Here is an 11598-nt window from a genome sequence, read left to right on the forward strand (position 1 = left end):
TTCGCCATCGAGGTGGCCTTTTGTTTGTTTTAGAGGAGAAGTCAGTAAGTTATGAAAAAACCCAAAAGGCTGGAACCGCTGCTCCCGAAGAAATTGGAAACCTGTTCATTTGTTGCAGCTATAGATGACAATTACATAAGCAATTGCAGAATTTTTCAGGAAACCATTGATTTCAGCACGGAAGAAGCGCTTCATATCGCCAAAGTAGTCTTTGAAAACGTCAATTTTCTTGAAACGGTTTGGCCGCGTTCGGAATTCGTCGATGTTGTTTTTGTGAATTGTGACCTATCTAATGCTGACTTGAGCCGCACCATTTTTCACCGGACTGAATTCCGCAACTCCAAATTGCTGGGCACTAATTTTGCCGAAGCGGGAATACGCCATACTCTTTTTGATGAGTGTGTGATAAATTATGCCACTTTTGGCTTTTCTTTATGCAATACGGTGAGTTTTGTTTCTTCTGCTATGCGTTTTGCAGACTTTTATCAGATGGAATTGAAGGCTAGCGACTTTCGTATGTGCGACATGAATGACATCAATTTCATGGAAACCAGCCTGAAGGGCATCGACTTGAGCACAAATACCTTTGACAGCATCCAAGTGTCGGTTGAAAAGTTGCAGGGGTGCAAAGTATCTCCAGATCAGGCAATCGCTTTTGCACGGCAGATGGGAATGATTGTAGAAAATAACTAATATTATAGAAGAAACACGAAAAAATGCCCGACAGTTTGAACTGTCGGGTATTTTTTTGAAGTTTATTTTGTGTCTTTAGTTTTCTGTATTGTCCAGACTCCAGTGCCCAGATTCTAGGGTCATAAGTCACGCTGGCTGTGCGGCTGAAAAAACGCCGCTTCGCCAGCGCGCCTTATGCCCGTCGAATCTACATGGGCACTTTCGCTTTTCTCTTTTGTCCAGCTCCAGTGCCCAGATTCTAGGGTCATAAGCCACGCTGGCTGTGCGGCTGAAAAAACGCCGCTTCGCCAGCGCGCCTTATGCCCGTCGAATCTACACGGTCACTTTCGCTTTTCTCTTTTGTCTAGCTCCAGTGCCCAGATTCTAGGGTCATAAGTCACGCTGGCTGTGCGGCTGAAAAAACGCCGCTTCGCCAGCGCGCCTTATGCCCGTCGAATCTACATGGGCACTTTCGCTTTTCTCTTTTGTCTAGCTCCAGTGCCCAGATTCTAGGGTCATAAGTCACGCTGGCTGTGCGGCTGAAAAAATGCCGCTTCGCCAGCGCGCCTTATGCCCGTCGAATCTACATGGGCACTTTCGCTTTTCTCTTTTGTCTAGCTCCAGTGCCCAGATTCTAGGGTCATAAGTCACGCTGGCTGTGCGGCTGAAAAAATGCCGCTTCGCCAGCGCGCCTTATGCCCGTCGAATCTACATAGGCACTTTCGCTTTTCTAAGTTACCGGACGCCTTTCATGAAGCCTTGGATGCGTGGTGCGAAGAGGAACAACAGGATACTGAGGGCAATCGAAGCGCCCCCGATAATACCGAAGTACATCATTTCGTTTTCCACTGTGTAGAATTTGACCAATTGTGCGTTGATTGCCTGAGCGGCAGCGTTGGACAGGAACCACAGGCTCATCGTTTGAGCTGAGAAAGCTGCTGGCGCCAATTTGGTGGTCGCCGATAATCCCACTGGGGACAGGCACAGTTCGCCGAGAACGACAATGAAATAGCTAAGGACAAGCCAAAGCGGATTGACCAAGGTTGCTGGACCGCCGAAATAAGCCGGTAACAGGATGACCAGGAAAGATAATCCGGCAAACAGGAGGCCGAGAGAGAATTTTTGCGGAATAGACGGTTGTCTGCTTCCCAGCTTAACCCACAGCCAAGCGAAGACTGGAGCCAGCATGATGATAAACAAAGGGTTCAGGGATTGGAACCAGGCAGGGGAAAAGGTGATTCCTGCAAATTCAAGATCTGTGCGGGTATCCGCGTAAGCGGCGAGAATGGTTGAACCCTGTTCTTGAATTGCCCAGAACATGACGGATGCGATGAACAATGGAATATATGCCAACAGGTGTGAGCGTTCCACTTCTGTTGTTTTTTTGCTGCGGTACATAACTGTGAAATAAGCAATCGGAATTAAAATACCAAAAATACCGACAATCGCTACGAAGCTGTCAAAAGTCAGCAGCCCTGTTGGAATGCCGATTGCAACTGCTGCTGCGATGATCAACGCACCAAACACAAAGATTTTAATTGTCGTTTTACGTTCTGAAGGCAATAACGGATTTGGCACAATAGTTCCTGCCATTCCGAGATTTTTCTTCTTCGTGGCTACAAAAATCACCAAACCAAGGAACATGCCGACTGCTGCAATACTGAAGCCTAAATGGAAACTGATTCTCATGCCGACAGTACCGACGATCAAAGGTGCCAGGAAGCCACCCATGTTGATTCCCATATAGAAAATGCTGAATCCGGCGTCGCGGCGATCGTCATTTTCCGCGTAAATTTCGCCGACTACACTGGATACGTTCGGTTTCAATAAACCGGTACCCAGGACGATTAAGACCATGGATACGAAGAACAAAGCAAGATTACCAGGAATCGCTAGAGCAATATGCCCAAGCATGATGAGAATCCCACCATAAAAAACAGCCTTTGATGTACCGAATATCCGATCGGCCAACCAGCCACCGATAATTCCAGACATATAAACGAGTGAGCCATAAATGGACATGATGGACAATGCAGTCGTCTGATCAAGACCCAGACCGCCATCGGAAATTTCATAGTACATATAAAAGACCAGGATGGCTCTCATCCCATAATAGGAGAACCTTTCCCAAAATTCAGTGAAAAACAAGGTGAAGAGACCTCCAGGATGGCCAAAAAAGCCTTTTTGAGGAACGCTATTGACAATCTCTTGTCGAGAATACTTTTCAGACATTATACTAACCTCCATTTATTTATTCTAACATAATACTTTTTTTAGTTATAAAAATCAAAATTAATTTAAAAAATAGCAATAAAGGCTTTTTTAAATAAAAAAAGATAAGAAAATATAGGTGAAGATAAAATTAAACTTTATTAGAATAATGATTATATTCTAATTTATGTTATTAGTTACTTTTTTTCAGGTGTTGGGGCACTGGTGAAAGATTTTATCTTTAAAGAGTCTATTTACCTGCTATTTGAAATATCTTTTAATATGGTAAATTAAGTAAAACTAATATCCTATTTAATTCCCATATTTAGTATTCTTTAGTTAGTGTTCACTAATTATTCACACTTTTTTAAAGAATTATCCAAAAAAGATTGTGAAAAAGCGCAAGGTGCAGTATATTTAAAATAGTTAGAATATTAATTAGGGAGCAGGAGTGTAAAATGAAACAATTAAGCAAACGAATCAAGGACTTAAGAGAAGCTAAAGGACTATCTACTGAAGAGTTGGCAGAAGAAATCGGCTTTGCGAAAAGTACGGTCTGGGCTTATGAAAGTGGAAAGAAACAAGTTTCTGTAGTTCATCTCGAAAGACTTGCCGATTATTTTGGGATATCGGTCGACAGTTTGTTGGATCGTAGCGAACGGACAATCAATGTAGATCTTCAAAATACAAGTTTTTTAAATGATTACAACTTAATGTTGGATGACCAGCCGCTTAATCAGCATGAACTTGCTGAAGCTGCATCTTTCATTCAAGTTAAGCGCCGCATGGGCAGTTATGGAGTCGCGACAAACTGATTACTGAAAAGCCCAATAAAAAAGCCTAATAAAAAAAGCCCAATCCTTTGAAAAGGACCGGGCTTTTTTGCATCGTCAGTGAAGTCTATAGGAAGCCGGACGAAAGAAAGTTGCTTTGGCTAAACTGTGTTTATCTTGTGTTCCTCTGGGAAGACATAAAGTATAGAAAAATGGAATATAGGAGGCTGGATTAATTGAGTAAAACAATATTTATTACAGGAGCAGGAAGTGGATTGGCGAAAGGGACGGCACTCGGTCTTGCAGAACAAGGCCATAAGGTGATCGCGCCGGTGGAAACCGCTCCACAGGTGACGGCATTACGGGAGGAAGCTGCCGCCAAAGGGCTGGAATTGGACGTTTTTAAAATGGACATCAAAAATCCTCAGGATCTGGCGCAAATGCTCGACTACGATTTTGACATTTTTGTGGCGAACGCTGCAGTCAATGAAGGTGGGCCGCTTTCAGAAGTGCCGATGTCAAACTTCAGGGAATTGTTTGAGGTCAATGTCTTCAGCACTTTGGAAACTGCCCAGATTGCTGCGCGTAAGTTCGTGGATAAAGGAAAAGGAAAAATTATTTTCATGTCTTCGATGGCCGGGATCATGGCGACTCCTTATGTGGGGCCATATACTGCAACCAAACACGCCATCGAAGCCATTGCGACGACGATGCAGAAGGAACTGAAAGGCCATGGCGTTCAGGTGGCGACCATCAATCCAGGAGCTTTTGCGACAGGCTTTAATGATCGCAGCGCGGAAGCAAAATGGAAATGGTACGATGAAGCCATTCACTTTACGCGCAAAGAAGACATGGAAGAGGCTGAAAAAGGGCTGGAAAATCAATATGACCCAGCAGACATGATAAAGAAGATGGTTGAAATCATCCCTCTAGATACCCATAAATTCCGCACCGCTTTCCCCGAGGAAACAGAAAAGCAGATGAAGGAAGAAGAAGCGGAGCGTTGGAAGTTGAAAGTTTGAGAAAGCTGATTCTTTCATTATAAGTAAGCAAAATACGATAAACTTCATAGAAAACAAACATCCTTTTCCTTTGCTTGAAAAAGTGAGGGGAATAGAAAGCCGTCTCGAAAGCGCAAGCTTGAAGGGCGGTTTTCTTTATGTCTTTTTGGCAGTGTTTTGCTGATATTTAATCGAAGAAAAAGGGGTGGGAATGTGGTAAGCTAACTCATACGATACGAGTATTAGGAGTGTTTTATTTTGTTGGAAAGCGCAAAGAAATTACTGCAGTCCCATTTTGGCTATGAGTCCTTCCGGGTTGGCCAGGAACAAGCCATTACGCAGGTGTTTGAAGGGCATAATTCGATTTGTGTCATGCCGACAGGCGGAGGCAAGTCGATGTGCTATCAAATTCCTGCGCTTGTTATGGAAGGAACCACAATTGTCGTGTCGCCTTTGATTTCATTGATGAAAGACCAAGTAGATGCTCTACTAGCAGCCGGCATTCCGGCTGCTTATATAAACAGTTCCCTCGGTTTTGACGAAGTTCGGGAGACGCTGATGGACGTTCAGCGTGGAGCCATCAAATTGCTGTATATTGCTCCGGAACGACTGGATTCGGAAATGTTCCTCAATGAACTGCAGGGAGTCCATGTTCCGCTGATTGCGGTCGATGAAGCTCACTGCATCTCCCAATGGGGCCATGATTTTCGCCCGAGCTACCGACTGATCAGCCGTATGACGGAACTGTTTCCAAATAATCCGACGGTGCTGGCTCTAACGGCCACAGCAACGCCTCAAGTGCGTGAGGACATTTGCCGGATCTTGGACATTGAAGAAAAGCATACCATCATGACTGGTTTTGAACGGGCCAATTTGACGTTTTCAGTTATACGTGGGCAAGACCGGGAACGGTTTGTAAAGGAATATGTGACAAAGAACGACAATGAAGCGGGCATTATTTACGCAGCCACCCGTAAAACAGTGGATTCGGTTTACGAGATGCTGATAAAAAAAGGCATCAAGGCAGCAAAATACCATGCCGGTATGCCGGACCAGGAAAGAAAAAGCGGCCAGGAGCGTTTCCTTAATGATGAAGTAACTGTCATGGTTGCCACCAATGCGTTTGGCATGGGCATCGACAAATCCAATATCCGTTTTGTCATCCATTATCAGGTGCCGAAAAACATGGAAAGCTATTATCAGGAAGCTGGGCGTGCGGGACGGGACGGTTTGCCGAGTGAATGCATCGTGCTATATGCCTCGCAGGATGTCCAGACACAGCGGTTTTTGATTGATCAGGCGCAAGATCCCAGCCGTATTCCAGGGGAATTGGTCAAATTGCAGGGAATGGTCGATTATTGCCATACCGAAAGTTGCCTTCAGCAATTCATCATCCATTATTTCGGCGATACAGCTGCTGAACAATGCGGGCATTGCGGCAATTGTTTGGACGACCGGGAAAGCATGGATGTCACAAAAGATGTTCAAATGGTTTTGTCTTGTGTCATCCGGATGGGGCAGAAGTTTGGCAAGGCGATGACGGCCCAGGTGCTGACCGGTTCACGCAATAAAAAAGTACTGGATTTTGGTTTTGATAAGCTGTCGACCTACGGCATTTTAAAGCATCAAAATGCCAAAGAAGTGTCGAACTTGATGGAATTCATGATTTCTCAGGAGTTATTGGCGGTAGAGCAAGGTTCGTTTCCGACCATCTATGTACCGGATGGCGGAAGAGACGTGTTGCTGGGCAAACGCAAAGTGTTGAGAAAAGGTGCTGTTGTCACTAAGCGGATTGCTTCAAACGATCCTTTATTCGAAGAGTTGCGCGTAGTGCGGAAAGGTCTGGCTGACGAAGCCGGAGTGCCGCCTTTCGTCATTTTCTCTGATAAATCATTGCAGGATATGGTAGCGAGAAGGCCGAAGAATAGAGAAGAATTTTTAGAAGTCAATGGCGTTGGCGCCAACAAACTGGAAAAGTACGGCGAGGCGTTTTTACAGGCAATCCAATCTTTTGATACCGTAAACAACTGAATAAATATAAGCAGGAAAACCCCAGATAAAACGGGGTTTTTTTATTTTCAAATTGTCAGACTTGTATAATTATACAGTTAATTCTAATAAAAATTCTGGCATTTTTACCGTAAAATTGGAAGCGTTTTCACGGGTGTGCAGTATTTGAGGCTCAGTAAAAACATTTTTTTACTCAGAGGAATTGTATATATATTCAGACTTATGATATACTATCAAAATATTATGACACAAGAGTGTAATGAAGGAGGCGGTTTGATGAGCAAGAAAGAATATCCAATCCCACAAGGACTTTATCATCCAGATCAAGAGCATGAGGCGTGCGGAATAGGGATGATCGCCAACATTAATGGAGAAAAATCACATGCAATTGTTCAAAATGCCATAAATATTTTGTGTAACCTGGAACATCGCGGTGGCCAGTCATCTGATACAAGCACAGGAGACGGTGCTGGGATCTTGACACAAATTCCTCATCGCTTTTTCCTCAAGCAATGCGAAAAAGAAGGCATTACATTGCCTGAAGAAGGAAAGTACGGAATTGGTATGCTCTTCATGCCGCAGGATTATGATCTTCGAATGAAAACAAAAGAAATAATTCATCAAATTATCCAGGAAGAAGGCCAAATTTGTCTTGGATGGCGTCCGGTTCCAGTAAATGATTCGTTTGTTGGAAAAGTCGCATCAAAAACTAAGCCTGTTATCCGTCAAGTGTTTATCGGAGCTGCGCACGGGTTGGAAAACCGGGTAGACCTTGAGCGCCGGTTATATATTATCCGTAAGCGCATCGAACAGGCAATGGTCGGCAACGAAGACTTTAAAGACGTGTATTTCAGCAGCCTGTCAGCAGGTACGATTGTCTATAAAGGCATGCTTATCCCGGAACAGCTGGATTCATTCTATATTGACCTCAACCATCCAGAATTCAAATCAGCAGTGGCTCTTGTCCACTCACGCTTCAGCACGAACACCTTCCCGAGCTGGCAGCGTTCACACCCTAACCGCTACTCAATCCACAACGGCGAATTCAATACCTTACGAGGGAACGTCAATTGGATGCGTGCCCGTCAGATGCAATGCGCGTCTCCGGCATTCAATGAAGAAGATCTTCAAAAAGTCCTTCCTGTCATCGATGAAACGGGAAGTGACTCATCCATGTTCGACAACTGCTTTGAATTTTTGCATTTGTCTGGAAGATCTCTTGCCCATACGGCAATGATGATGGTACCGGAACCATGGGTCAATGACCCGACCATCAAACAGGAGAAAAGAGATTTCTATGAATACCACAGTACGCTCATGGAGCCATGGGATGGACCGGCTGCATTGGTCTTTACTGACGGCAAACAGATTGCGGCTTGCCTAGACCGAAATGGCCTTCGCCCTGCACGTTATTATGTGACGAAGAGCGGCATGATTGTTATGGGTTCAGAAGTAGGCGCATTGGATATTTTTGCGGACGATATCATTTACAAAGATCGTCTGCGTCCAGGTAAAATGCTGCTTGTGGATCTGGAAGAAGGCAAAATCATTCCTGACGAAGAAATCAAACTTCAGATTGCAGGAGAATTGCCGTATAAGGATTTCATCGAGAAAAACATGTTCGACATGGATGATCTTCCAGAGCCAGTGAAACCTTCAAACTCTGACGATACGCAACCCTTGATCAAACGACAGCTGGCTTTCGGCTATACGATGGAAGAAGTCCAAAAAATCATCAAACCGCTGGCAACTGACGGCAAGGATCCTGTTGGTTCAATGGGTTATGATTCACCATTGGCTGTTTTGTCGAAAAAACCGCAGCTTCTTTACAACTACTTTAAGCAATTGTTCGCTCAAGTCACGAATCCGCCGATTGATGCGATTCGTGAACATATTATTACAGCTGCACGGACGACCATTGGCGCCGAAGGGAACCTGGTTCAACCAAGCCCTGAAAGTGCCCGCCACATTCGTCTGGAAACACCGGTTTTGACTGATGCGGAACTTGAGAAGTTGCGCCAGCAGAACATTCCCGATTTCAAAACTGACACGATTTCAATCCTGTTTTCAAAAAATGACGGAGAGGCAGCGATGGAACAAAGGTTGGATGCCGTATTTGCAGAGGCAGATCAAGCGCTTAAAGAAGGCGCGACACTGCTCATTTTATCTGATCGCGGTGTAACTGAAGAATATGCAGCAATTCCTGCACTTCTTGCCGTTTCAGGCCTTCACCATCATTTGATTCGTCAAGGTACCCGCACGCAAATGAGTATTTTGCTGGAATCGGCAGAGCCTCGTGAAGTACATCATTTTGCAGCACTTCTTGGCTATGGAGCAGAAGGTATTAATCCTTACCTGGCCTTTGATACGATAGAGAACCTGATTGAAATAGAAGATATTCCGAATATGACTTTTGAAGAAGCAGAAAAGACATACGTAAAAGCCGTGACAGACGGCATCATTAAAGTTCTTTCCAAAATGGGTATCTCTACCATCCAGAGCTACCGCGGCGCACAAATTTTTGAAGCTGTCGGCATCCATATGGACGTAATCGATAAATACTTCACGCGTACTTCTTCGCGCCTTGGCGGAATCGGCCTCGATATCATTGCCAAAGAAGTTCTCATGAGACATGCAGCAGCGTATCCGACTGCTCAAGGAGACGATCAGGCATTAGATTCAGGTGACGAATTCCAATACCGCGAAAACGGGGAAAACCATCAATACAATCCAAAAACGATCCATACACTTCAGCATGCATGCCGGACCAATAATTACGATGTCTTCAAAAAGTACACCAATCTGTTGACTGATGAAAAAGCAAACCTCCAATCCCTGCGAGGCTTAATGTCCTTTAAGAAACAGACACCGGTACCGATTGAAGAAGTGGAAACCATCGAGGAAATCTGTGCGCGCTTTAAAACAGGAGCCATGTCTTACGGCTCCATCAGTAAAGAAGCGCATGAAGCTCTTGCGATTGCGATGAACCGCATAGGCGGAAGAAGTAATTCAGGAGAAGGCGGAGAAGAAATTTCACGCTTTATTCCCGATGAAAATGGCGACAATCGCCGCAGTTCCATCAAACAGGTGGCATCTGGACGTTTTGGCGTAACCAGCCATTACCTTGTGAATGCCGATGAAATCCAAATTAAAGTAGCGCAGGGAGCGAAGCCAGGAGAAGGCGGACACTTGCCAGGCAAGAAAGTTTATCCATGGATTGCGGAAGTGCGCGGCTCTACGCCGGGTGTTGAATTGATTTCACCGCCTCCGCATCATGATATCTATTCAATTGAAGATTTAGCTGAACTGATTTTCAACCTGAAAAACGCAAATCCAAGTGCACGCATAAGCGTCAAATTGGTATCGGCTGTCGGTGTCGGAACAATAGCGGCCGGCGTAGCAAAAGGCCGTGCAGATGTTGTATTGATCAGCGGCTATGATGGCGGAACGGGAGCAGCACCGAAAACAAGTTTGAAACACACAGGCCTGCCGTGGGAAATCGGCTTGGCTGAAACGCATCAGACTCTTCTGTTGAACGGGTTGCGTGATCGAATTGTTGTGGAAACAGACGGCAAAATGATGACAGGCCGCGATGTAGTAACAGCGGCTCTATTAGGTGCCGAAGAATTCGGTTTTTCAACGGCTCCACTTGTCGTACTTGGCTGTATCATGATGCGCGTTTGCCATTTGGATACTTGTCCTGTCGGCATTGCGACTCAAAATCCTGAGCTGCGCGAAAAATACGGCGGAGATCCAGAACACGTGGCAAACTTCATGCGTTTTATCGCACGGGAAACACGTGAATTGATGGCTGAACTTGGCTTCCGTACCATCAATGAAATGATTGGCCGGACAGATGTCATCGAGGCCAACCAAGCGGTGGATCATTGGAAGGCGGGCGGCATTGACTTGAGTGCTTTGCTGTATCAACCAGAGCTTCCTGAAAAAGTTGGGCGTTATGCAACGATTAAGCAAAATCACGAATTGGAAAAAACATTGGATTATCAGGAGTTATTGCCGCGTTGCCGAAATGCGATAGAAACGGGTGAACGCGTCGAAGTGGCAACTGCAATCCGCAATATCCACAGAGCTGCAGGAACGATTATCGGCAGTGCCATTTCGAAACGTTATGGCGCGGAGGGCTTGCCTGAAGATACGGTCAACTTGAACTTCCAGGGGTCTGCCGGCCAAAGTTTTGGCGCATTTATTCCAAAAGGAATGTCTATGAACTTGATCGGTGACGCCAATGATTTTGTCGGAAAAGGCTTGTCAGGCGGTAAAATTATAGTTTACCCGGCATTGGATTCAACATTCCTGCCAGAGAATAACATCATTATCGGAAATGTTTCATTCTATGGGGCATCCGCCGGTGAAGCTTATATCTACGGTGTAGCAGGCGAGCGCTTTGCGGTTAGAAACAGCGGAGCGAAAATTGTCGTTGAAGGCGTGGGCGACCATGGCTGCGAATACATGACGGGCGGCCGTGTAGCGATACTTGGGCAAACCGGCAAGAACTTTGCAGCCGGCATGTCTGGTGGTGTTGCGTATGTACTGGACGAAGAAGGTACATTTAGCGAACGCTGCAATGCAGAAATGGTTCATTTGCAGCCGCTTGCCGATCCAGCAGAAATTGAAGAACTGCGTCAAATGATTCAAAAACACGTGCATTACACAAGCAGTGCCAAAGGAACGCGCTTATTGGCACATTGGGACATTTATACAGCCAAGTTTGTGCGGGTCATTCCGAAAGCCTATCTGCAGATCAATGAACGAATCAGCAAATTGCAAAGCAGCGGGATGGCGAAATCTGAAGCAGAAATGGCTGCTTTTGAAGAAAGCAAAATGGCTGGCGCTGGAAAATAGAAAAGCGGAAGTGCCTGTTCAGCTCTGACAGGTGTAAGGCGATCTGTCGAAGCGGCGTGTTTTCAGCC

The 11598-nt window shown here is 45.3% G+C and carries 6 protein-coding genes; 5 read left to right on the forward strand and 1 reads right to left on the reverse strand.

Translation table 11 applies throughout. The annotated features are described in order from the left end of the window. The first annotated feature begins 51 nt into the window (after nt 1-51). On the forward strand, nt 52-693 hold the full coding sequence (locus J7I83_RS04680; RefSeq protein WP_215099522.1) for a pentapeptide repeat-containing protein: 642 nt from the start codon (nt 52-54) through the stop codon (nt 691-693). A 714-nt stretch (nt 694-1407) separates the two neighbouring features. Here the strand turns inward: J7I83_RS04680 and J7I83_RS04685 are convergent. Further along, nucleotides 1408-2904, reverse strand: a complete 1497-nt coding sequence (locus J7I83_RS04685) for a peptide MFS transporter (protein ID WP_215099523.1) — start codon at nt 2902-2904, stop codon at nt 1408-1410. Nucleotides 2905-3341: 437 nt separating this feature from the next. On the opposite strand from J7I83_RS04685, the gene J7I83_RS04690 reads away from it, so the two are divergent. The 4 genes from J7I83_RS04690 to gltB all read left to right on the forward strand — a co-directional run bounded on the left by J7I83_RS04690 (nt 3342) and on the right by gltB (nt 11530). After that, nucleotides 3342-3698 carry a helix-turn-helix domain-containing protein gene (locus tag J7I83_RS04690; RefSeq protein ID WP_215099524.1) on the forward strand — a complete coding sequence of 119 codons (357 nt, stop codon included), beginning with the start codon at nt 3342-3344 and terminating at the stop codon, nt 3696-3698. 194 nt (nt 3699-3892) lie between these two features. Then, nucleotides 3893-4678: an SDR family oxidoreductase gene (locus J7I83_RS04695; RefSeq protein ID WP_215099525.1), complete on the forward strand. Its 786-nt coding sequence runs from the start codon at nt 3893-3895 to the stop codon at nt 4676-4678. Between the two features lie 237 nt (nt 4679-4915). Continuing rightward, nucleotides 4916-6688 carry a DNA helicase RecQ gene (recQ, locus tag J7I83_RS04700; protein WP_215099526.1) on the forward strand — a complete coding sequence of 591 codons (1773 nt, stop codon included), beginning with the start codon at nt 4916-4918 and terminating at the stop codon, nt 6686-6688. A 255-nt stretch (nt 6689-6943) separates the two neighbouring features. Continuing rightward, nucleotides 6944-11530, forward strand: coding sequence for a glutamate synthase large subunit (gene gltB, locus J7I83_RS04705; protein ID WP_215099527.1), 4587 nt, complete (start codon nt 6944-6946; stop codon nt 11528-11530). The last annotated feature ends 68 nt before the right edge of the window (nt 11531-11598 follow it).

This window comes from Planococcus sp. ISL-110 (genome assembly GCF_018613575.1).
Taxonomy (GTDB): domain Bacteria; phylum Bacillota; class Bacilli; order Bacillales_A; family Planococcaceae; genus Planococcus.

Bases quoted from the DNA above. Each gene is read 5' to 3' on its own strand.
- gltB (WP_215099527.1), top strand. From the start codon at position 6,944: ATGAGCAAGAAAGAATATCCAATCCCACAAGGACTTTATCATCCAGAT.
- J7I83_RS04685 (WP_215099523.1), bottom strand. From the start codon at position 2,904: ATGTCTGAAAAGTATTCTCGACAAGAGATTGTCAATAGCGTTCCTCAA.
- J7I83_RS04690 (WP_215099524.1), top strand. From the start codon at position 3,342: ATGAAACAATTAAGCAAACGAATCAAGGACTTAAGAGAAGCTAAAGGA.
- J7I83_RS04680 (WP_215099522.1), top strand. From the start codon at position 52: ATGAAAAAACCCAAAAGGCTGGAACCGCTGCTCCCGAAGAAATTGGAA.